The sequence below is a fragment of the Aeromonas sp. QDB17 genome, from assembly GCF_027705305.1.
GTDB classification, from domain to species: Bacteria; Pseudomonadota; Gammaproteobacteria; order Enterobacterales; family Aeromonadaceae; genus Aeromonas; species Aeromonas caviae.
Genome location: NZ_JAPDBP010000004.1, coordinates 124,667 through 146,919, shown reverse-complemented (window position 1 = coordinate 146,919; position 22,253 = coordinate 124,667). Strand labels below are relative to the sequence as shown.

General features: G+C 61.1%; 21 protein-coding genes. 4 read left to right on the top strand and 17 right to left on the bottom strand.

Annotated features, from left to right (window positions below; all coding sequences use genetic code 11):
* Nucleotides 1-46 precede the first annotated feature (46 nt).
* Both OKC41_RS05495 and rpsU read right to left on the bottom strand, forming a co-directional pair.
* Nucleotides 47-490 carry a GatB/YqeY domain-containing protein gene (locus tag OKC41_RS05495; RefSeq protein ID WP_010675618.1) on the bottom strand — a complete coding sequence of 148 codons (444 nt, stop codon included), beginning with the start codon at nucleotides 488-490 and terminating at the stop codon, nucleotides 47-49.
* 15 nt (nucleotides 491-505) lie between these two features.
* The gene (gene rpsU / locus OKC41_RS05490; protein WP_005309452.1) at nucleotides 506-721 is read right to left on the bottom strand and encodes a 30S ribosomal protein S21; all 216 of its coding nucleotides are present in this window, start codon (nucleotides 719-721) and stop codon (nucleotides 506-508) included.
* A gap of 179 nt (nucleotides 722-900) precedes the next feature.
* Between rpsU and tsaD the strand changes: the two genes are divergently transcribed.
* Nucleotides 901-1,914: a tRNA (adenosine(37)-N6)-threonylcarbamoyltransferase complex transferase subunit TsaD gene (gene tsaD, locus OKC41_RS05485; protein WP_041213897.1), complete on the top strand. Its 1,014-nt coding sequence runs from the start codon at nucleotides 901-903 to the stop codon at nucleotides 1,912-1,914.
* Between the two features lie 73 nt (nucleotides 1,915-1,987).
* On the opposite strand, the gene rpoS is transcribed toward tsaD, so the two are convergent.
* The 14 genes from rpoS to rlmD form a co-directional block, all read right to left on the bottom strand.
* Nucleotides 1,988-2,971, bottom strand: a complete 984-nt coding sequence (rpoS, locus tag OKC41_RS05480) for an RNA polymerase sigma factor RpoS (RefSeq protein ID WP_010675620.1) — start codon at nucleotides 2,969-2,971, stop codon at nucleotides 1,988-1,990.
* A gap of 46 nt (nucleotides 2,972-3,017) precedes the next feature.
* Nucleotides 3,018-4,088: a LysM peptidoglycan-binding domain-containing protein gene (locus OKC41_RS05475; protein WP_010675621.1), complete on the bottom strand. Its 1,071-nt coding sequence runs from the start codon at nucleotides 4,086-4,088 to the stop codon at nucleotides 3,018-3,020.
* Nucleotides 4,089-4,097: 9 nt separating this feature from the next.
* The gene (locus OKC41_RS05470) at nucleotides 4,098-4,679 is read right to left on the bottom strand and encodes a YqaA family protein (RefSeq protein ID WP_010675622.1); all 582 of its coding nucleotides are present in this window, start codon (nucleotides 4,677-4,679) and stop codon (nucleotides 4,098-4,100) included.
* Complete coding sequence (locus OKC41_RS05465; protein ID WP_010675623.1) at nucleotides 4,676-5,293, bottom strand: protein-L-isoaspartate(D-aspartate) O-methyltransferase; 618 nt, start codon at nucleotides 5,291-5,293, stop codon at nucleotides 4,676-4,678. The genes OKC41_RS05470 and OKC41_RS05465 overlap by 4 nt, the downstream gene beginning before the upstream one ends.
* Before the next feature lie 4 nt (nucleotides 5,294-5,297).
* Nucleotides 5,298-6,059 carry a 5'/3'-nucleotidase SurE gene (gene surE, locus OKC41_RS05460; RefSeq protein ID WP_010675624.1) on the bottom strand — a complete coding sequence of 254 codons (762 nt, stop codon included), beginning with the start codon at nucleotides 6,057-6,059 and terminating at the stop codon, nucleotides 5,298-5,300.
* Nucleotides 6,040-7,098: a tRNA pseudouridine(13) synthase TruD gene (truD, locus tag OKC41_RS05455; protein WP_201894654.1), complete on the bottom strand. Its 1,059-nt coding sequence runs from the start codon at nucleotides 7,096-7,098 to the stop codon at nucleotides 6,040-6,042. The genes surE and truD overlap by 20 nt, the downstream gene beginning before the upstream one ends.
* Nucleotides 7,098-7,574: a 2-C-methyl-D-erythritol 2,4-cyclodiphosphate synthase gene (gene ispF / locus OKC41_RS05450; RefSeq protein ID WP_042881525.1), complete on the bottom strand. Its 477-nt coding sequence runs from the start codon at nucleotides 7,572-7,574 to the stop codon at nucleotides 7,098-7,100. Before ispF ends, truD begins: the two co-directional genes overlap by 1 nt.
* 58 nt (nucleotides 7,575-7,632) lie before the next feature.
* Entirely contained in the window at nucleotides 7,633-8,364 is a 732-nt protein-coding gene (gene ispD / locus OKC41_RS05445) for a 2-C-methyl-D-erythritol 4-phosphate cytidylyltransferase (protein WP_128342489.1), read from the bottom strand.
* The gene (gene ftsB / locus OKC41_RS05440) at nucleotides 8,357-8,674 is read right to left on the bottom strand and encodes a cell division protein FtsB (protein WP_010675628.1); all 318 of its coding nucleotides are present in this window, start codon (nucleotides 8,672-8,674) and stop codon (nucleotides 8,357-8,359) included. The genes ispD and ftsB overlap by 8 nt, the downstream gene beginning before the upstream one ends.
* Before the next feature lie 177 nt (nucleotides 8,675-8,851).
* Nucleotides 8,852-10,153: a phosphopyruvate hydratase gene (eno, locus tag OKC41_RS05435; RefSeq protein WP_005335583.1), complete on the bottom strand. Its 1,302-nt coding sequence runs from the start codon at nucleotides 10,151-10,153 to the stop codon at nucleotides 8,852-8,854.
* Between the two features lie 89 nt (nucleotides 10,154-10,242).
* Nucleotides 10,243-11,880, bottom strand: a complete 1,638-nt coding sequence (gene pyrG, locus OKC41_RS05430; protein ID WP_010675629.1) for a glutamine hydrolyzing CTP synthase — start codon at nucleotides 11,878-11,880, stop codon at nucleotides 10,243-10,245.
* 141 nt (nucleotides 11,881-12,021) lie between these two features.
* Nucleotides 12,022-12,819: a nucleoside triphosphate pyrophosphohydrolase gene (gene mazG / locus OKC41_RS05425; protein WP_043154806.1), complete on the bottom strand. Its 798-nt coding sequence runs from the start codon at nucleotides 12,817-12,819 to the stop codon at nucleotides 12,022-12,024.
* 171 nt (nucleotides 12,820-12,990) lie between these two features.
* Nucleotides 12,991-15,201: a GTP diphosphokinase gene (relA, locus tag OKC41_RS05420; RefSeq protein WP_010675631.1), complete on the bottom strand. Its 2,211-nt coding sequence runs from the start codon at nucleotides 15,199-15,201 to the stop codon at nucleotides 12,991-12,993.
* A gap of 349 nt (nucleotides 15,202-15,550) precedes the next feature.
* Nucleotides 15,551-16,873: a 23S rRNA (uracil(1939)-C(5))-methyltransferase RlmD gene (gene rlmD, locus OKC41_RS05415; RefSeq protein WP_201894653.1), complete on the bottom strand. Its 1,323-nt coding sequence runs from the start codon at nucleotides 16,871-16,873 to the stop codon at nucleotides 15,551-15,553.
* A 269-nt stretch (nucleotides 16,874-17,142) separates the two neighbouring features.
* Here rlmD and barA point away from each other — a divergent pair, with 269 nt between their 5' ends.
* The 3 genes from barA to OKC41_RS05400 all read left to right on the top strand — a co-directional run bounded on the left by barA (nucleotide 17,143) and on the right by OKC41_RS05400 (nucleotide 21,336).
* Nucleotides 17,143-19,863, top strand: coding sequence for a two-component sensor histidine kinase BarA (barA, locus tag OKC41_RS05410; protein WP_182976337.1), 2,721 nt, complete (start codon nucleotides 17,143-17,145; stop codon nucleotides 19,861-19,863).
* Between the two features lie 64 nt (nucleotides 19,864-19,927).
* Nucleotides 19,928-20,413, top strand: coding sequence for a DUF1456 family protein (locus OKC41_RS05405; protein ID WP_010675634.1), 486 nt, complete (start codon nucleotides 19,928-19,930; stop codon nucleotides 20,411-20,413).
* Between the two features lie 32 nt (nucleotides 20,414-20,445).
* Nucleotides 20,446-21,336: an N-acetylmuramoyl-L-alanine amidase gene (locus tag OKC41_RS05400; protein ID WP_270671772.1), complete on the top strand. Its 891-nt coding sequence runs from the start codon at nucleotides 20,446-20,448 to the stop codon at nucleotides 21,334-21,336.
* Between the two features lie 141 nt (nucleotides 21,337-21,477).
* On the opposite strand, the gene pdxJ is transcribed toward OKC41_RS05400, so the two are convergent.
* A complete protein-coding gene (pdxJ, locus tag OKC41_RS05395; RefSeq protein ID WP_010675636.1) occupies nucleotides 21,478-22,215 on the bottom strand; it encodes a pyridoxine 5'-phosphate synthase in 738 nt (245 codons plus the stop codon).
* Nucleotides 22,216-22,253 lie beyond the last annotated feature (38 nt).

Below are 22,253 nucleotides of genomic sequence, written 5' to 3'. Positions count from 1 at the left end.
TCCAATGGGAAGCACGGCTTCTTCGACCAAACAAGAGAGTTGCCTGTTACGCCAAGCGGGTTTTCACCTGAGCACTGACGGCGCCGACATCGGCACGCCCCTGAATTTTTGGCTTCAAGACAGCCATGACTTTACCCATGTCAGCCATGACGGCAGCACCACTTTCAGTGATGGCTTGCTCGATCAGGGCGGCAATTTCGTCTGCGGTCAGCTGTTGTGGCAGGAACTCCTGCAGCACAACGATCTCGGCGGACTCTTTGTCGGCGAGATCCTGGCGACCGGCAGCTTCAAACTGGCTGATGGAATCGCGACGCTGTTTGACCATTTTGGTCACGACGGCGAGGATCTCTTCATCATTGAGCTCGACACGGGTATCGACTTCACGCTGCTTGATTTCTGCCATCAACAAGCGGATAGCACCCAACCGAGGCTTGTCTTTGGCAAGCATGGCGAGCTTTTGCTGATCCTTGAGTTGATCCTTCAGAGACACGGCATGATCCCTTGATTAGTACAGGCGGATACGACGTGCGTTTTCGCGGGACAGCTTCTTGGCGTGACGCTTGACAGCGGACGCTTTGGCGCGCTTGCGAATGGTAGTCGGCTTCTCGTAGAACTCACGGCTACGAACTTCGGACAGGATACCGGCCTTTTCGCAAGAACGCTTGAAGCGACGCAGAGCAACGTCAAACGGCTCATTTTCACGGACTTTGATTACTGGCATGTGCCTTTCACCTCAGTGATAAATTGTTAGCTGACCTTCAATCGATCAGCATGTCTTAAAATGGTGCGAAATTATACTCTGGACAGGGAATGAAAGTAAACCCGCAGAGATCGCTCTGGTTTAAAAAACCCGCGAAGGTTACCATAGCCGTCTCATTTTAGCAGTGAAATTTTTTAGCAATGCGTGTATTGGGCATAGAGACATCCTGTGACGAAACCGGGATCGCGATCTTCGATGATCAAAAAGGGATCCTTTCCCACCAGTTGTACAGCCAGGTCAAGCTGCATGCGGACTACGGCGGCGTCGTTCCCGAGCTCGCCAGCCGGGACCATGTACGCAAGACGATCCCCTTGATCCAGGCCGCCTTGAAAGAGGCCGGACTTGGCAAGGATGACATCGATGGCATCGCCTATACCGCAGGGCCTGGTCTGGTTGGCGCCATCCTGGTCGGGGCTACCATAGGCCGCTCGCTGGCCATGGCCTGGGACAAGCCGGCCATCGCCGTTCACCACATGGAAGGTCACCTGCTGGCCCCCATGCTGGAAGAAAAGGCACCCGAGTTCCCCTTCGTGGCGCTCTTGGTTTCCGGCGGCCACTCCATGCTGGTTCGGGTCGATGGTATCGGCAGCTATCAGCTGCTGGGCGAATCGATCGACGATGCCGCCGGTGAGGCGTTCGACAAGACCGCCAAGCTGATGGGTCTGGATTATCCCGGTGGCCCGCTGCTCTCCCGGCTGGCAGAAAAGGGCACCACTGGGCGCTTCACCTTCCCCCGTCCCATGACCGATCGCCCTGGGCTCGATATGAGCTTCTCCGGCCTCAAGACCTTTGCCGCCAATACCATAGCAGCCAATGGCGACGACGAGCAGACCCGTGCCGACATCGCCCGGGCGTTTGAGGATGCGGTGGTCGACACCCTGGCCATCAAGTGCCGTCGTGCCCTGAAAGAGACCGGTCTCAATCGTCTGGTCGTGGCAGGCGGCGTCAGCGCCAACCGTCATCTGCGCGCCCAGCTGGCCGAGCTGATGGAGAGCCTCAAAGGTGAAGTCTTCTACCCGCGCACCGAATACTGCACCGACAACGGCGCCATGATCGCCTATGCCGGCATGCAACGCCTGAAAGCGGGAGTCTTCGAACCCCTCGTCGTCAAGGCCGTGCCGCGCTGGCCGCTGGATACCCTGGATCCGGTGTGATCCTGACGATCCACGACAAAAAGAAAGGGGCCTGCGGCCCCTTTTTCATCTTGATGACGGTATTCATACCCGTTTAGTTGGTGCGGAACAGCGCCTCAATGGACAGCCCCTGCCCCAGCAGAATTTCCCGCAGACGGCGCAACCCTTCCACCTGGATCTGGCGCACCCGCTCGCGGGTCAAACCAATCTCGGCGCCCACGTCTTCCAGGGTGGCCGGTTCATAGCCGAGCAGACCGAAACGGCGGGCCAGCACTTCGCGCTGCTTGGGATTCAGCTCCTCCAGCCAGTGCACTATGCTGCTGCGCATGTCATCTTCCTGGGACTCCAGCTCGGGCCCCATTCCGCGCTCGTCGGAAAGTACATCCAGCAGCGCCTTGTCGCGATCGCCACCAATGGGAGTATCCACCGAGGTGATCTTCTCGTTGAGCTTGAGCATGCGATTCACATCGTCCACAGAGCGATCCAGTGCAGAGGCGATATCCTCGGCGGTCGGCTCATGGTCGAGACGATGGGAAAGCTCGCGCGCAGTGCGCAGATAGACGTTCAGCTCCTTGACCACATGAATGGGCAGACGAATGGTACGGGTCTGGTTCATGATGGCCCGCTCTATGGTCTGGCGGATCCACCAGGTGGCATAGGTAGAGAAACGGAAGCCTCGCTCGGGGTCAAACTTCTCGACCGCGCGAATAAGACCGAGGTTGCCCTCTTCGATGAGATCCAGCAGCACCAGGCCGCGGTTGTTGTAGCGCCGGGCAATCTTGACCACCAGGCGCAGGTTGGATTCAATCATGCGCTTGCGCGCCGCTTTGTCGCCACGCAGGGCACGGCGGGCGTAGTAGACTTCCTCTTCGGCCGTGAGCAAGGGGGAGAAGCCTATCTCCCCCAGATAGAGCTGGGTGGCGTCCATTACCTTGTTCAGCTCTGGCGCCATCAGTTCATCGGAAATGGTCTCTTCGGCTTCGGCCGCCACTTCCTGAACCTCTTCTTCCTCCTGAACCTCCAGCTCCTCGTCGAACTCTAACTCTGCATCCTGCATTACCAGTTGTTCTTGGCTCATGATATCTCTCCCTGACCTACACCAGAGTAAGACTCAGCTCTCTGAGTTAACGCTTTGGCAAATAGCCCATCGGGTTGATCGACTTGCCTTTGTACCGGATTTCAAAGTGCAAGCGCACATCCGGCGCATCCGTGCTACCCATATTGGCGATAACCGCTCCGCCCTTCACGGTGTCTCCCTCCTTGACCCTCAACTCATCGTTGTGAGCGTAGGCGGAGAGGTAGTCATCGTTGTGCTTGAGAATTATCAGCTTGCCATAACCTCGCAGTGCACTGCCCGCATAGACCACTTTGCCGCTGCTCGCAGCGTAAATGGGTTGGCCCTTCTGGCCGGAAATGTCGATGCCCTTGTTGCCTTGTTCCGCAACGGAGAAGCCTTCAACGATCCGCCCTTTGGTCGGCCAATGCCAGGAGAGTGTTGACGAGGAACTGACGGTTTTTTGTTCTTTCGCCTGAGCGTATGCTGTTGACGAGGCAGGAGCAATCGTTTTCTGAGCAATAAATGGTGTGGTCGTACCTGCCGGAGCCGTGGCCAGGGGTTTGGGCCCCGTGCTGGTCACCACCGGTGTGGTTGCTGCCACCATCTGACCACCCGAGGAACCCGCTCCCCCCACATTGAGCACCTGGCCCACGTGCAATGCATAAGGAGCCTGGAGGTTGTTGCGCTGGGCCAAGGCCTGGTTGGAGAGACCGAACTGGCGACCGATGCTGCTCAAGGTATCGCCACGGCGCACTTCGTAACTGCCAGACCCCGTCACGCTGCCACGACTGACAGGGCTGCCGACGGTTGCCACCGCCATGGGGGCGGAAGCGCCATCGAGCCTGAGCTGCTGGCCGGGATAAATGTTATAGGGGGGAGTGATGCCATTGATGCTGATAAGCGAAGCCACATCCATGCCAGAACGAAATGCAATGGAGTAGAGAGTGTCTCCTTTGACCACGGTGTACCCGTTGCCTGCAATGCCGGGCTTGGTCATACCTTGACGCACGGGGATGGTCGAAGCGACCTGATCATTGCCCAGGCTGTGCACCGGAGCCGCAGTCTTGCTGGAGGAACAGGCAAGCAGCAGCCATGACAACACGACGACACCGCTACCTTGCCAAACACGCGAACACATAGTGGATCCTTAACGACTAAACCAGAAATAGGCCGCAACGGCCAAACCAATACAGAGCCAGCCCAGCACATCCACATAGTGCATCAGCTTGCGCTCCATCTTCTCGCCGCCCCAGCGCATCAGACCTGCAACCAGGAAGAAGCGCATGCCACGACCGATCAGCGAGGTCAGGATGAAAGGCAACAGTGCCATGTGGAGCAAGCCAGCCGTGACGGTAAACACCTTGTAGGGGATCGGCGTGAAGCTGGCAATAAAAATAACCCAGATGCCCCACTGCGCGAACCACTGCTCGGCCAGGGCAATCTTGTCCTCATAGCCAACCGAGGTCACCAGCGGCTGCACCACAGGCTCCCACAGGGCATAGCCGAGCAGATAACCAAACAGGGCGCCCAACACCGAAAAGAGGGTGGCCAGCGCGGCATAGTGCCAGGCGCGATGAGGTTTGCCGAGCGCCATGGGCGCCAGCATCACATCCACCGGAATGGGCCAGAAGATGGATTCAATAAAGGCGGTGATGGCCAGATACCAGGGGGCATACTTGTGGCGTGCCCACTGCATCACCAGAACATAAAGGCGGGAAAACAACTTCACTCGACATCTCCGTCAATCAGGGGAACGAAACGTACCGGCTCCAGGATCCGGCTGGTGAGCTGGGAGCCCGATCGCTCGATGAGCTGCAGGGTCTGCTGGCCATCACCCACCGGCAACACCAGACGACCACCGTCAGCCAGCTGATCGGTCAGGGCCTTGGGGACCTCACTGGCCGCCGCAGTCACCAGAATGGCGTCGAAAGGGCCCTTGTTGGGCCAACCTAGCCACCCATTACCATGCTTGGCCGACACATTGTGCAGATCGAGCTGGCGCAATCTGCGCCGGGCCTGAAACTGCAGCGACTTGATCCGCTCCATGGTGTAGACATGCTCCACCAGATGGGCCAGTACCGCCGTCTGGTATCCCGATCCCGTCCCGATCTCCAACACATGGGCTGGATCGTTCTGGATCAGCAGCTCGGTCATGCGCGCCACGATGTAAGGCTGGGAGATGGTCTGCCCATGGCCGATAGGCAGGGCCGTATTGTCCCAGGCCTTGTGGGCCATGGCCTCATCCACGAACAGCTGGCGCGGCACCTTCGCAATCGCCGCCAATACGCGGAAATCGCGGACATCCTGGGCAATCAGTTGATTCAACAGGCGCTGTACTATCACAACGTCATCCCTGCAGATCCAGCCACGCGCCCAGGGTCGACAGACTGCCGTAGGCCGTCATGTCGATGGTCAGGGGAGTGATGGAGACATAACCCTGCTCGATGGCGGCAAAGTCCGTTCCCTCTCCCGCATCCTGCTGGTTGCCGGGGGGACCAATCCAGTAGACCGGCTGACCACGGGGATCCTCGGTGCGGATCACCGACTCCGCCCGGTGGCGATTGCCAAGGCGAGTCACCCTGATCCCCTTGATCTGCTCGAGCGGCAGATCCGGTACATTCACGTTGAGGATCTGATCCGCAGGCAACGGATGCACCATCAGCCCCCGTACCAGCTGGGCGGCGTAGTGGGCTGCACTGGCGAAATGGGTCTTGCCCACCAGCGAAACGGCGATGGAGGGGAAACCAAGATGACGCCCTTCCGTTGCAGCCGCCACCGTCCCCGAGTAGATGACGTCATCCCCCAGGTTGGCCCCGTGATTGATACCGGCCACCACCATGTCGGGCTCAGGGCGCAGCAGTTCGTTGACCGCCAGATGAACGCAGTCGGTCGGCGTCCCCTTGACCGCATAACTCTTGATGCCGTGAAAACTGGACGCATCGAGGCGGGTGACCCGCAGCGGCACTTCCAGCGTCAGGGAGTGACTGGCACCGCTGCGGTTGCGATCCGGCGCCACCACCACGACCTCGCCACAGGCACGCAACGCCTCGCAGAGGGCGCGAATGCCCTCGGCGTGTACCCCATCGTCATTACTGACCAGAATTCGCATCGGTTGGGTTCCTGAAACCGTGATCGGCCTCTTCGGCCTGCATTAACTCGCGTACCACGCTGGTGGCAAAGGCGCCGGCCGGCAGGAAGAACGACAGGGTCAGCACCTCGTCCTCCCGTTGCCAGCTCATCTGCTCCGGCTTGAGCAGCAGCGGGCGCCTGTCCTGATCCAGCCCGGCTTTCTCCAGTCCTTCGCACCAGTCACCATAAGGAGCCAGCACTCCTTGCTCGAACTCGGCAGCAGCGCCCTGGCTCGCCAGACGGCCACGGCCCCACTGGGGAGCGGTCAGCTGCACGTCTCCGGAGGCAAGGCGCGCCTCGAGCTCGGGGGTCACGCTCTCTTCGCTGAAGATGGAGTGGCTGCCCTTGAGCATCACGCAGTCGCCGGCCAGCAGCTGATGGGCCAGTCCCTGCTCGATGCGGGCGCTGACGATGGCATTGAACAGCATGCTGCGGGCGGCGGACAGATAGAGGGAGCGCTTGTTGCGATCCTTGATCCGTTTGCCGGCGAACATCGCCTTGGCGGCCTCCAGGTTGTTGCCACCGCGGCCGAAACGCTGCTCGCCGTAGTAGTTGGGCACCCCCTGGGTTGCAATCGCCTGCAGACGGGATTCCAGCCCGTCGGCCTGCTCCAGCCCGGTGAGGCGCAGGGTGAAGTGGTTGCCCTTGAGATAGCCGACCCGCAGCTTCTTGTTGTGGCGCTTCACCTCAAGGATCCGGATGTTGTCGTTCTCGATGACCGAGAGATCCGGCTCGCCCTTGCCCGGCAGATGGATGCCGAACCACTGTTCGGTCACCGCATGGCGATCTTTCAGACCAGCCCAGGTCACCGCATTGCGGGCAACCCCGGCCGCATCGGCCAGCAGGCCAGCCACCCAGGCGGTATTCTCGCCGGTTTTGCGTACCCGGACGAAGATGTGTTCCCCCTCGCCGCAAGGTGCAAACCCGAGATCTTCATTGACCACGAAGTCGGCGGCCTCGGCCTTGAGGATGCCGCGAGCAGTGGGCGTCCCGTGCAGATAGGCAAGTTGTTCAAGCATCATTGTTTCACCAGCAAGACGACGGCTTCGGTGGCGATCCCTTCCTTGCGCCCCGTGAATCCGAGTTGTTCGGTGGTGGTCGCCTTGACGTTCACCCGGTTCAAATCACATTGCAGATCCGCGGCCAGCACAGCGCACATGGCGTCGATATGGGGGGCCATCTTGGGGGCCTGGGCGATGATGGTCACATCCAGGTTGCCGATGGCATAACCTGCGAGCTGCACGCGGGCAAAGACATCCCGCAGCAGGATGCGGCTGTCGATGCCCTTGAATTCGGCTGAGGTATCGGGAAAGTGGCGGCCGATGTCACCGGCGCCGATGGCGCCCAGCAGGGCATCGCTCACCGCATGCAGCACCACGTCGCCATCGGAGTGGGCCAGCAGGCCCTGTTCATAGGGCACTGCCACCCCGCCCAGCATGCAGGGACCGACCCCGCCAAACTTGTGAACATCAAAACCATGTCCGATCCGCATCATGCCTGTGCCCTCCTCAATACACGGAAATCTGTCTCATCAAAACCATGTCCGGTGCGGATCATGCCTGCTCCTCTGGGGATGAATCGGGTCGTGCCGACCGGCACGCACGTTGTTGCTGTAAATAGAGCCCGGCCAGGGAGAGATCTTCCGGCCGGGTCACCTTGATGTTATCGGCCCGCCCTTCCACCATGCGCACGGGGAAACCGGCCCGCTCCATGGCGGAGGCTTCATCGGTGATGGCGGCGCCGAGCGCCAGCCCCTCCTCCAGCGCCCGCTTGAGGGGGCGGACCAAAAACATCTGGGGCGTCAGGGCATGCCAGAGCTGCTCGCGATCCACGGTGGCGAGGATATTGCCGGCCGCATCGGTGCGCTTCATGGTATCGCGCACCCGGCTGCCGAGGATGGCACCGCCAGAGGCCATGGCGGCAGCAATGAGCGCATCGAGATCCTCGTGGGTCAGACAGGGCCGGGCGGCGTCATGCACCAGTGCCCACTCCCCTTCTGCCACGTGCAACGCATTGAGCACGGAGAAGGCGCGCTCGCTTCCCCCTTGCACTCGCAGCACCCGCGGATCGGTTGCCACGGTCAAGGTCTCAAACCAGCGATCGTGGGGCGCCAGCGCCACGATCACACGGGCGATGGCGGGATGGGAGAGCAGACGCTCCAGGGTGTGCTCCAGAATGCATTTCCCTGCCAGGGAAAGGTACTGCTTGGGGCAACTGGCCCCCATGCGACTACCAATACCGGCAGCCGGGACGATGGCGGTCAGGCCGCTCAGGCTATCAGTCATCGTAGGGGGCACCATCAGGCTCCGTCACCTGATCCTTTTCTTTGGGAATGATTCGGTAGAAGGTCTCGCCCTGCTTGATGTAGCCAAGATCGTTGCGCGACAACTCCTCGATGGCCTCAAGGCCAGAGGTAAGATCGTCGATTTCCCGGTAAATCAGGCTGTTGCGGTCCTTGAGTACCAGGTTGTCCTGTTGCTGCCGCTCGATGGCGGTGGAGAGTTCCCGATAGTCGGAGAGGCCGTTTTTCCCCAGCCAGAGGTCATATTGCAGCCCTCCCAACAGGAGGAGCAGGATAAGAGTGAGTAGCCGCATGCACTGAGTCTCCTTCAAGCGGCCTAGTTTCCCATATTCGCAGGCAAGACAAAAGAAAGCCTGTGTGCCGGATGGGTTGGTCGGAATAAAAAATGCAGGTCGCACACGCCCATAAGCGCAGAACGAAAAAGCCCCGCCAGATGGCGGGGCTTTGTGAAGCATGAACGCAGGCGAAAATTAAGCCTGGTTCTTCACTTCTTTCAGACCACGGAACGGAGCCTTGGCACCCAGGGCTTCTTCGATACGGATCAGCTGGTTGTACTTGGCAACACGGTCAGAACGGCTCATGGAACCGGTCTTGATCTGGCCAGCAGCGGTACCCACAGCCAGGTCGGCGATGGTCGCGTCTTCGGTCTCACCGGAGCGGTGGGAGATGACGGCAGTGTAGCCAGCGTCTTTGGCCATCTTGATGGCAGCCAGAGTTTCGGTCAGGGAACCGATCTGGTTGAACTTGATCAGGATGGAGTTGGCGATGCCATTGTCGATACCGCGCTTCAGGATCTTGGTGTTGGTTACGAACAGGTCGTCACCAACGATCTGGATTTTCTTGCCCAGTTCAGCAGTCTGGTAGGCGAAACCTTCCCAGTCAGATTCGTCCAGGCCATCTTCGATGGAGACGATCGGGAACTTGGTGGTCAGGTCAGCCAGGAAGTCGGAGAAACCGTTGGAGGTGAAGACACGACCTTCGCCTTTCAGGTTGTACTCTTTCTTCTCTGCGTCGTAGAACTCGGAAGCAGCGCAGTCCATAGCCAGGGTGATGTCGGTGCCCAGTTTGTAACCGGCAGCGGCAACGGCTTCAGCGATCACTTCCAGCGCTTCGGCGTTGGATTTCAGGTTCGGAGCGAAACCACCTTCGTCACCGACGGCAGTGTTGTAGCCCTTGGACTTCAGCACTTTGGCCAGGTTGTGGAACACTTCTGCGCCCATGCGAACGGCTTCTTTCAGGGTCTTGGCGCCAACCGGCTGGATCATGAACTCCTGGATGTCGACGTTGTTGTCGGCGTGCTCACCACCGTTGATGATGTTCATCATCGGCAGCGGCATGGAGTAAACACCCGGGGTGCCGTTCAGCTCGGCGATGTGGGCGTACAGCGGCATGCCTTTGGCAGCAGCGGCAGCTTTGGCGTTGGCCAGGGAAACAGCCAGGATGGCGTTGGCGCCGAACTTGGATTTGTTCTCGGTACCGTCGAGGTCGATCATGATCTGGTCGACAGTGGCCTGGTCCTTGGCATCTTTACCCAGCAGAGCCTGAGCGATCGGGCCGTTGACAGCTTCGATGGCTTTCAGCACGCCTTTACCCAGGAAACGGCTCTTGTCGCCGTCACGCAGTTCCAGCGCTTCGCGGGAACCGGTGGACGCGCCAGACGGAGCGGCTGCCATACCAACAAAACCACCTTCCAGGTGAACTTCGGCCTCAACGGTCGGGTTACCACGGGAGTCGATGATTTCACGACCGATCACTTTAACGATCTTGGACATGTGTATTTCCTCAGGTTTCGTAAAAAAACAACAAAAATATGCCAAAAAAAGCGGCTGTGGCACAGAGCCCCAACCGCATTTATTTTCAATTACTTCAAATTACGCTTCTGATACTCGCCCGCCGCCTTCACAAAACCGGCGAACAGGGCGTGGCCATCACGGGGAGTCGAGGTGAACTCCGGGTGGAACTGCGCGGCCACGAACCAGGGGTGATCCGGGATCTCGATGATTTCCACCAGCTTCTTGTCGGCGGAGAGACCGGTCACCTTCAGGCCTGCCGCTTCAATCTGCGGCAGCAGCTTGTTGTTCACTTCATAACGGTGACGGTGGCGCTCGTAAATGGTCGGGCTGCCGTACATCTGACGGACCTTGGAATCTTCCACCAGGTGGCAGAGCTGGGAGCCCAGACGCATGGTACCGCCCAGATCGGACTTCTCGGTCCGGGTCTCGACGTTGCCTTCATCATCCACCCACTCGGTGATGAGACCGACCACGGGGAACGGGCTGTCTTTCTTGAACTCGGAGGAGTGAGCCCCTTCCATGCCCGCCACGTTGCGGGCGTATTCGATCAAGGCAACCTGCATGCCCAGGCAGATACCGAGGTACGGGATCTTGTTCTCGCGGGCATATTTGGCGGCCAGGATCTTGCCTTCCACGCCGCGTTCGCCGAAGCCACCCGGTACCAGGATCGCATCCAGACCTTCCAGCAGCTCGGCGCCACGGGTCTCGATGTCCTGGGAGTCAATGTACTTGATGTTGACGGAGAGACGGGTCTTCAGGCCACCGTGCTTGAGCGCTTCGTTGACGGACTTGTAGGCGTCCGGCAGGGAGACATACTTGCCCACCATGCCGATGGTGACTTCGGCAGTCGGGTTGGCCTCTTCATAGATGACCTGTTCCCACTCGGCCAGGTCGGCTTCTTTGCACTCGATGCCGAAGCGCTCGGTGATGTAACCGTCCAGACCCTGGGATTTCAGCAGCGCCGGGATCTTGTAGATGGAGTCGACATCCTTCATGGAGATGACGGCGCGCTCGGGCACGTTGCAGAACAGGGCGATCTTGGCACGCTCGTTGGCCGGAATGGCGCGGTCGGAGCGGCAGATCAGCACATCCGGCTGGATACCGATGGAGAGCAGCTCCTTCACGGAGTGCTGGGTCGGCTTGGTCTTCACCTCGCCGGCGGCGGCCAGGTAAGGAACCAGGGTCAGGTGCATGAACATGGCATTGTTGCGACCCACGATGGCCGCCAGCTGACGAATGGCTTCAAGGAACGGCAGGGACTCGATGTCGCCCACGGTACCGCCCACTTCGACGATGGCAACCTGATGGCCTTCGGCACCGGCAATCACCCGCTCCTTGATGGCGTTGGTGATGTGCGGGATCACCTGGATGGTGGCGCCCAGATAGTCACCACGACGCTCCTTGCGCAGCACGTCTGCATAGATGCGGCCGGTGGTGAAGTTGTTGCGGCGGGTCATCTTGGTGCGGATGAAACGCTCGTAGTGGCCCAAATCCAGATCGGTTTCGGCCCCGTCCTCGGTTACGAACACTTCACCATGCTGGGTCGGGCTCATGGTGCCCGGATCCACGTTGATGTACGGGTCCAGTTTCATGATGGTCACATCCAGACCACGGGCTTCCAGAATGGCTGCCAGAGAAGCTGCGGCAATGCCTTTGCCGAGGGATGAAACAACGCCACCAGTCACAAAAATATATTTGGTCGTCATGCTGAACCTGAAAGAAGTTTAGGGAATTTTAAGGGGTGCTTCGGGGATGAAGCAGGACGGGGAAACAGTATACCAAAACCCCCATTCCCAAACAATGAACAAAAATCTATCAGGCTCCCCGCCGCCCCGTCTTGCGCCAAATCAACTTTGCTCGGTTTCCTTGGCCTTGTTCCAGGCCTCGTCCAGCTTCTCCAGGGAGCAATCCGTCATTTTCAGACCTTCTGCGGCAATAAAGTGTTCAACTTGACGAAAACGACGCTCAAACTTGGTGTTGGCAGCCCGCAGCACCTGCTCGGGATCCTTACCCAGATGGCGCACCAGGTTGACGGTGGCAAACAAGAGATCGCCGAGCTCGTCGCTCACCCGAGTCTCGTCCACGTCTACCATCAGCGCCTCTTCCATCACCTCCTCGATCTCCTCGTGGATCTTGTCCACCACGGGCCCCAGGGTCTTCCAGTCAAAACCGACGGTGGCGCAGCGCTTCTGGATCTTGGCTGCCCGGGTCAGGGCAGGCAGGGAGAGGGGGATATCGTCCAGCACGCTCTCCTTGTCGAGCGCCGCACGCTCTTTCGCCTTTTCCGCCTCCCAGTTCGCTTTGACCGCCTTCTCGTCACCGAGATCGGCATCGGAGAAAACATGGGGGTGGCGGCGAATGAGCTTCTCGCTCACGGTATCGACGATGTCGGCAAAGTCGAACAACCCCTGCTCCTTGCCGAGCTGGGCATAGAACACGACCTGGAACAGCAGATCACCGAGTTCCCCCTTCAGCCCTTGCCAATCTTCGCTCTCGATGGCATCCGCCACCTCGTAGGCCTCCTCCAGGGTGTGCGGCACTATGGTCTGGAAGCTCTGCTTGAGATCCCAGGGGCAGCCCCCGTTCGGGTCACGCAATCTGGCCATGATGTCGAGCAGTTGGGGAAGGTCGTAGCGTTGGGACATGGGCAACTCACTTTCGATTCGGTAAATGGGGTTCATGAATATCCGCTCACGCCACTGTTCCAGATGATATGGAGCCATGGCGGACGGAGATGGGGCGCATGATATCCGTCTTCAATGCTCTGCAAGGAGGGAGAAAATGCAGACCGGCCACTGGGGCCGGTCGGTTGAGCATTACAGCCGCTTGGCGCTGATCACGTCGTTGAGCTGACTGAGCTTGGCCAACGCCCGGTTGAAGGCGTTGATGTTGTAAATCTCCAGCTCCATGTCTATTTCGGCGGTCTGCTCGCGCACGTTGGAGCGCGAACGCACTCCCATCACGTTGATCTTCTCGTTGGCGAGCACGGTGGTGATGTCGCGCAGCAGGCCGGACCTGTCGTTGGAGAGAATGCGGATGGTGAGACCGTAACCGCCGGAGTAGTTCTCCCCCCAGACCGCATCGATCAGGCGCTCCGGGTTGCGACGCGACAGCTCCTTGAGCTGCTCGCAATCCTCCCGGTGGATGGAAACCCCCCGTCCCATGGTGATGAAGCCCTGGATGGCGTCCCCCGGGATGGGCTGGCAGCAGCGGGCGATGTGAGTCATCAGGTTGCCCACCCCTTCCACCACGATGTGATCCTTGGGTTTGGGGCGGAAGGGCACATTGGCCTTCTGCTCCAGCTTCTCCAGCAGACGGCGATCTTCTTCTTCCGCCGTCGGCTTGTTGTAGCGGGTGTCCAGATAATTGAGCAGCTGGTTGATGCGGATGTCGCCGCTGCCGATACCGGCCAGCAAATCTTCCAGCTCCTCCGCATGGAAGCGCTCCAGCACCACCTTGTCCACCTTGGATAGGGTGAGGTTGTGTCTGTCCAGCTCTTTCTCCAGCAGCTCCTTGCCAGCGGCGATGTTCTTGTCCCGGTCCAGCTTTCTGAACCAGGTAGCCACCTTGGCCCGCGCCCGGCTGGAGCGCAGGAAGCCAGCGTTCGGGTTCATCCAGTCGCGGCTCGGGTTCGGCTCCTTCTGGGTGATCACCTCCACCTGGTCGCCGGTCTGTAGCGTATAGGTGAAGGGGACGATACGACCGTCGATCTTGGTGCCGATGCAGCGGTGACCGATCATGCTGTGCACGTGATAGGCGAAGTCGAGCGGCGTCGCCCCTGCCGGCAGGTCGATGACATCGCCCTTGGGAGTGAAGACATAAACCCTGTCCTCGAACACCTGACTGCGCAGATCGTCCAGCAAGGAGCCGCTCTCCGAGAGATCCTCCTGCCAGGCGAGGAGTTTGCGCAGCCATTCGATCTTGTCTTCGAAGGTGCTGGTCTTGGCAGCGGCCTGGGCCCCTTCCTTGTAGCGCCAGTGCGCAGCGACACCGAGCTCCGCATCCTGATGCATCTGCTCGGTACGGATCTGGATCTCCACCGTCTTGCCCTCCTCCCCCACCACCACGGTGTGGATGGACTGGTAGCCATTGGGCTTGGGGTTGGCGACATAGTCGTCAAATTCGCGGGGAATATGGTGGAAGTGGGTGTGAACGATACCGAGCGCCGCGTAGCAATCCTGCAGCCGCTTGGTGATCACCCGCACCGCGCGCACATCGAACAGCTCGTTGAATTCGAGGTGCTTCTTCTGCATCTTGCGCCAGATGCTGTAGATGTGTTTCGGTCGGCCATAGACCTCGGCCTCGACGCCGGCCTCGGCCAGGGCATCGCGCAGAGACTGCACGAATTCGCGGATGTAGCGCTCGCGGTCGAGCCGTTTCTCGTCGAGCTGCTTGGCGATCTGCTTGTAGGTGTCCGGGTGCAGGTAGCGGAAGGCGAGATCCTCGAGCTCCCACTTGAGCTGACCGATACCGAGGCGGTTCGCAAGGGGGGCATAGATGTTGGTGATCTCCTGGGCCATCAGCACCCGGGTCTCCTCATCCGCCTTCTTCGCCTCACGCAGGCAGGCGATGCGCTCCGCCAGCTTGATGACCACGGCGCGCACGTCCTCGACCATGGCGAGCAGCATGCGGCGCACGTTGTCCACCTGCTCCGGTGAGGTTTCGCTGCGGTGAAGGGTTTGCAGGGAGCGGATGGCCTCCATCTCCAGCACCCCTTCCACCAGCTTGGCGATCTTGGGGCCGAAGTCCTCGTTCACCTTTTCCTGGCTGATGAGACCGGCTTCGACGAAGGGATAGAGAATGGCGGCCTTGAGGGTGGCGAGATCCATGCTGAGCATCAGCAGTATGCCCACCATCTCGACCCCGCGCACCAGCAGGCGGTTGGTGAGCGCTTCGTCACCCAGGGTCAGGCAATACTGGTAGACGGTTCGCAACTGATTCTTGTCACTTTCACTCAGGGTAAGGGAACTGACCCACTCATCCAGAGTGAAATTGTCTTTCAAATGAATATCGCGCACCGCAACCATGGTATCAATCCTTAAAAGTGTGGGGTCGAAAGCCGATGCTCTCCTCATCCCCTCATCAACTGATGACTGCCTCAAATGGGGATGCATGAAAGAGTTTTCAAGGCATGTCACCGCGCAAGGTGACAGGGCTCTTCCCCGCATCCGATCCACTATCGACGACCTAGATTACCCTAATCACTCCCGCTCAAACAGCGCTGCCGCCGCTGGAAAACCAAGATAACCGCATTCTGCCCTGCCCGTTGAAGGCAGCGAAAAACACCTGTTTTACCTCACTCTGGCAGCATCATGCACGTCGAAAAATCATCACGACCGCATCTTGATTCACCCAGAATAATGCGGTCGCCTCGACTCAGCCCCGTTCGAACAGCGCCATGGACTCCAGATGACCGGTGTGGGGGAACATGTCCAGCATCCCCAGACGGGTCAGCTTGTAGCCCCCCTGCACCAGCACCTGACTGTCACGGGCCAGGGTGACCGGGTTACAGGAAACATAGACCACCCGTTTGGGGGAAAGTGCCACCACGTGGCTCATCACCTCCAGCGCCCCGGGTCTGGCTGGATCCAGCAGTACCAGATCGAACCCTTCCCGGGCCCAGGACATGCCCACGATGTCGCCGCTCAAGTCCGCCTTGTAGAAGCGGGCGTTGTCGATACCGTTGCGGCGGGCATTCTCCTGTGCACGCGTCACCATGGCGAACTCCCCTTCCACCCCCACCACTTCGCGGGCCTGACGGGCCAGCGGCAGGGTGAAGTTGCCGATGCCGCAGAAGAGGTCCAGCACCTTGTCATCCTTGCCTGCGTCGAGCCAGCTCAATGCCTGCTCCACCATGCGCTGGTTGACGGGCCCGTTGACCTGGATGAAGTCGCCGGGAGCGAATGCAAGAGACAGGCCATCCAGCGTGTAACTTGGTTGAGACTGTTGACGCAGAGGTTCGATCTGCTCGTCCGCCGCCTGCAGATAGAGGTCTATCCCCTGGGCGGTGGCAAACTCAGTCAAGTGCGCCCGGTCCGCCTCGGTGGGGCGACCGGTGTGGCGCAGCAGCATCAGAATGCCCTGCTCCCCCTGAATGAGTTCCGCATGGCCCAGTTCGCGCTGGCTCTTCAGCCGGTTGAGGCATTCGCGCAGAGGGGCGATAAGGGCGGAGAGGGGCTCGGCCAGCACAGGACAGCCGGCAATCTCTACCAGATCGTTCGACTGGCGACGACGAAAGCCCACCCGGGTACAGCGACCGTTCTTGTCAAACTTGATGGCCAGACGGCAGACCCGGCGGTAGGCGCGAGACTCCCCCGTCAGCGCAGGTGCCAACGCTGGCGCCTGGATGTTGCCAAGGCGCTCGAACAGGCTGACCAGCCCCGCCTCCTTGGCCGCCAGTTGATCTCCCTCTCCCAGGTGCTGGGCACTGCAACCGCCACACTCGCGATAGTGGTCGCAGAAGGGGGCGACCCGGTTGGCCGCCGGGGTCACCACCTGTTGCAGGGCGGCGTGGGCATAGTGCTTCTTGTCGTCGATGATGCGGGCCTTGATGGCCTCGCCGGGCAGCGCCCCTTCGACGAAGATGGCCTTGCCCTGATGACGGCCGACGCCGACACAGTGGTGATCCAGACTGTCTACCGTAAATTCAATACGTTGGGGCTGGGTGGATTTCTTTTGGGGCTTGAAAAACTGGGCCATAAAACTTGGTGCCTATAGGTGGCTATGTCATGATTGTGGAATCTGCGGCAGACCATTGTCCCACAAGAATAATCGTATGACCAAATACGGCCTGAGGGCCCCAGCCGCGGCATCCGCCCCATCGTCCATTCTGACCAAAAGTGGCCCATTGATATGACCGGATACGGCCTGAGACCCCGTACAGCGACAATGACTGTATTGCCTGCCCGACCCCGGTGCCTGCATGCACCCCGGGTCATGGCTTCTCTTGCGAAAGGCGGGTCGGCGGCATGACCAAGTACGGTCTCAGGGCCCGGGTGCTGGCCTTCACCATCTTGCCGACCCTCATCATTGGCGGCCTCATCGCCGGCTATTTCACCTTCCACCGCTATCAGCAGCTGGAAAACAACCTCATCGATCAGGGCATCAACATCATCGAGCCCCTGGCCATCGCCAGCGAATACGGCATGACACAGCACAGCCGCGAATCCCTCAAGCGGCTGATCGGGCTCACCCATCGCAAGAACTCGCCCTTCATCAAGTCCATCGCCGTCTTCACCCAGGAGAACCAGCTGTTCGTGACGTCCAACTACCACAGGGACTTCAGCCAGCTTCGTCTGCCGGACGGCAGCGTCATCCCGGCCCTGACCAGCGTCTCCGTCAACGGCGATGACATCATACTGCGCACCCCCATCCAGGCAGAGACCAGCCTGGACGGCTTCCCGCTGCCAAGCGATCTGGAGCCGCCGGTCATCGGCTACATCTCCATGCAGCTCGCCACGGACAGGGCCATCGTCCTGCAGTACCGCGACGCCTTCTTCGCGGTCATCATCGTGCTCATCGGGCTGGCCATCAGCGCCCTGTTCGGCTTCCGTCTGGTCAAGAGCGTGACCCAGCCCATCACCGACATGGTGCAGGCGGTGCACCGGATCAGGGAGGGGCGGCTCGATACCCGGGTCAGCGGCCAGCTCACCGGCGAGCTGGACATGCTCAAGAACGGCATCAACGCCATGGCCAAGGCGCTCTCCGAATATCACGAGGAGATGCAGCAGAACATCGATCAGGCGACGTCGGATCTGCGGGAGACCCTCGAGCAGATCGAGATCCAGAACGTCGAGCTCGACATGGCGAAGAAGCGCGCCCAGGAGGCGGCCAGGGTCAAGTCCGAGTTCCTCGCCAACATGTCCCACGAGCTGCGCACCCCTCTCAACGGGGTCATCGGCTTCACCCGCCAGTTGCTCAAGACCAGTCTGACCCCGAGCCAGACCGACTACATGCAGACCATCGAGAAGTCGGCGCGCAACCTCCTTGGGATCATCAACGACATCCTCGACTTCTCCAAGCTGGAGGCGGGCAAGCTGCAGCTCGAGCACATCCCCTTCAGCCTGCGGGACACCCTCAACGAGACCATGCACCTGCTGGGGCCGAGCGCCCACGACAAGCAGCTCGAACTCTCCCTCCAGGTGGATGCCGCCGTGCCGGACTACCTCACCGGCGACCCCATGCGTCTGCAGCAGGTGCTCACCAACCTCACCGGCAACGCCATCAAGTTCACCGAGCGAGGCAACGTGGACGTGCGTGTCGAGCAGACCGGGGAATCCAGCGGCAACAAGGTGCGCCTGCGGGTACTGATTCGCGATACCGGCATCGGCATCTCGGAAGAGCAGCAGCGCCAGTTGTTCCAGGCCTTCAACCAGGCAGACTCCTCCATCTCCCGCCGCTATGGGGGCACCGGGCTCGGGCTCGTCATCACCCAGAAGCTGGTGCAGCAGATGGGGGGCCAGATCCGCTTCGAATCCGAACTCGGCAAGGGGTCGGTCTTCTCGTTCCACCTGGATCTGGATGTCTCGCCCCTGCCCCAGAGCGAGCGGCTTCCGCTGGATCGCATCCAGGGCAAGCGGGTCTGGCTGCTGGAGCCGGATCCCTTCACTCACGCCTCCCTGCTCGCCCTGCTGGGAGAGTGGCACCTGGATGTGCACTCCCTGACGGTGGACGAGGAGTGGCCCCCGATGAGCAGCCAGGACATGGTGCTCATCGGCAGCAGCACCCTGCACAGCCCGCAGCAGGTGATTGCCCGTCTCGACGGACTGGACGGCCAGCAGAACACCATAGTGCTGCTCAGCAGCCACGAGCCGGCCCTCTATGACGCCATGCTGGCCCACGGCGCCGTCCACTGCCTCTCCAAGCCCATCAACCATCGCAAGTTGCTGCACGCTCTGCTCTCCCCCGAGGCGGTACGCCGTGCCCCCCTGCCCGCGCCGACGCCGCGCAGCGTGCAGGCGGTCAAGGTGCTGGCGGTGGATGACAACGCCGCCAACCTCAAGCTCATCGCCGCCATGCTCAAGGAGATGGTGACCGAGGTGGTGGTGTGCAAGAACGGCAAGGAGGCGGTCAACCTGGCCCAGAGCCAGCCGTTCGACATCATCTTCATGGATATCCAGATGCCCGTCATGGACGGCATCAGCGCCACCCAGGCGATCCGCCATCACTCCCTCAATACCGAGACCCCCATCGTCGCGGTCACCGCCCATGCCATTCCCGGTGAGCGGGAGCGCCTCATTCGCCAGGGCATGGACGACTACCTGGCCAAACCCATCGACGAGGGGATGCTGGCGCAGCTCATCACCGACTTCGCCCACCGGCGGCACCAGAATCACGGGGATCAGCAGATAGACTGGCCCCTCGCCGTGCGTCAGGCCGCCGGCAAGCCAGCCCTCGCCCGGGAGATGCTGACCATGTTGCTGGCCAGCTTCGACGAGGTGGAGCCCATTCTGGCGGCGGCGCTGGAAGGGAGTGCCGACGATGCAGACGTGCTGGCCCAGCTCCACCGCCTCAACGGTGGCTGCGCCTACTCCGGGGTGCCGGGTCTGCAACGCCTGCTCTCCCAGCTCGAGCAGCAGCTGCGCGACGGGGTCGCCGTGAGCGATCTGGAACCCGAATTGCTGGAGCTGCAGGATGCCCTGGAGCAGGTGAGGCAAGAGGCCCCCCGCTACCTGGCCCTGACCGACTGAGGCGCTTTTTCTGACTGGACAGGCGGCAGGTGGTAACATCTGCGCCGTTTCCACAGGAGTCAACATGACCAACAACGATATTCTGCGCCGCCTGCGCTATGCCCTCAGCATCAGCAACGACCAGATGGTCGAGATCTTTGCCAAGGGCAATCTGGCCATCACCCATGCCCAGTTGCACGGCTGGCTGATGAAAGAGGCCGAAGAGGGCGAGGCACAGGAAGCGGGCTTCGCCGCCTGCCCGGACTCGGCACTGAGCCAGTTCCTCGACGGCTTCATCGCCCTGCGCCGCGGTGTGCGGGAAGATGCCCCGCCCCAGGTGATCCCGAACCGGATCAACAACAACCTGATCCTGCGCAAGCTGCGCATCGGCCTCAACTACAAGGAAGAGGAGATGCTGGGCACCCTCAAGCTCGCGAACTTCAACCTCTCCAAGTCCGAGCTGAGCGCCCTGTTCCGTGCCAGGGATCACAAGCACTATCAGGATTGCGGGGATCAGATCCTGCGCAACTTCCTGATTGGCCTCACCGCCAAATACAGGCCCGGGCCCTGATGACCACCTCCGGCCAGGTGCGAGGCTAGACCATGGGCTGGCGCCGCCTGCTGACTCCACGCCCGTCGGCGAGCGGCGGCGCGTGCCGGTTCGCGGCGCGCTGGCGCTGGTCACTGCCCCTCATCCTGCTGCTCGGCGCCTGCCAGCCTGCGCCCTATCGTCTCAACCAGGATCATCAGAGCGCCAGCCAGAACGAACGCATCGCCTTTCTCATCCTGCACTACACGGATGAAGAGGATGCCCGCTCCCTGCGCCTGCTGACCGAACCGGAGCACAAGGTGAGCGCCCACTACCTGATCCCCCGCGACACCGACGAGCAACCGTTTCCGGTCTACCAGCTGGTGCCCGACAGCCAGCGGGCCTGGCACGCCGGACGCAGTCGCTGGCATCACTACGCCGGGCTCAACGCCAGTTCGCTCGGCATCGAGATAGTGAATCTCGGGTATGAAGAGAAAGACGCGGCCCTGCCAGCCCATCTGAGACACTGGCAACCCTATCCCCCTGCTCAGATCGCCGCCCTCGGCGCCCTCGCCCGGGATCTGGTCGAACGCTACCAGATCCCCCCCACCCAGGTGCTGGCCCACAGCGATGTCGCCCCCGAGCGCAAGCAGGATCCCGGCCCCCGGTTCCCCTGGCGCGAGCTCGCCCTGCGCTACGGTGTCGGCGCCTGGCCCGACGAGGCCCGGGTGGCCGAGCTGCGCCAGACGCAGCTCATCCCCTGGGATGCGCTGCAATGGCAGCAGCAGCTTGCCCGTTACGGCTACGGCCTCCCCCAGCACGGCACCTGGGATGAGCAGAGCCGCGCCGTCCTGCGCGCCTTCCAGCTTCACTTTCGCCCCGCCCTGGTCACCGGCGAGCCGGATGCCGAGTGCCAGGCCATCCTCACCGCCCTGCTGGAGCGCTACTTCCCGGAACCAGACTGAGACGCCCCTTCCCTTTCCCCCTCTGCACACGGATGCCCGGCCCCATGCCAGATGAGCACGGGGTTCACCCCGCCTTCCACTCCTGAAAACCACAAGGGACGCCGAAGCGTCCCTTGTGGTTTTCATACCAGCGAAGCGGCATCAGATCCCCTGACGGGCTTCCTGCATCAGCGCACGCATGTCGCTGACCGCCTTGGCCAGACCGTCGAAGGCAGCGCGACCGATGATGGCGTGACCGATGTTGAGCTCATAGAGCTCGGGGATGGCGGCGATGGCCTTGACGTTGTGGTAGTGCAGGCCGTGGCCCGCATTGACCTTCAAGCCCTTGCCAGCGGCGTAGGAAGCACCGGCGGCGATGCGCTTGAACTCGGCGTTGCGCTCGGCATCCGTGGTGGCATCGGCGTAGCGGCCGGTGTGGATCTCGATGAAGGGAGCACCGCTCGCGGCGGCCGCATCGATCTGCAGCGGATCCGCATCGATGAAGAGCGACACCTGGGCGCCCACGGCGGCCAGGCGGGTCACCGCATCGGTCACCTTGTCCAGCTGGCCCGCCACGTCCAGGCCACCCTCGGTGGTCACCTCGGTGCGCTTCTCCGGCACCAGGCAGACGAAGTGGGGCTTGATGCGGCAGGCGATGCCGATCATCTCCTCGGTCACCGCCATCTCCAGGTTCATCCTGGTCTGGATGGTCTGGCGCAGGATCTCCACGTCCCGGTCGGTGATGTGGCGGCGATCTTCCCGCAGGTGGACCGTGATGCCATCGGCACCGGCCTGCTCGGCCACGAAGGCGGCCTGTACCGGATCCGGATACTGGGTGCCGCGGGCGTTGCGCAGGGTGGCGATATGGTCGATGTTCACACCCAGGTAGATCTCGCTCATTGCTTACTCCTTGATACAGGTCATCTGTGAATGCCGGA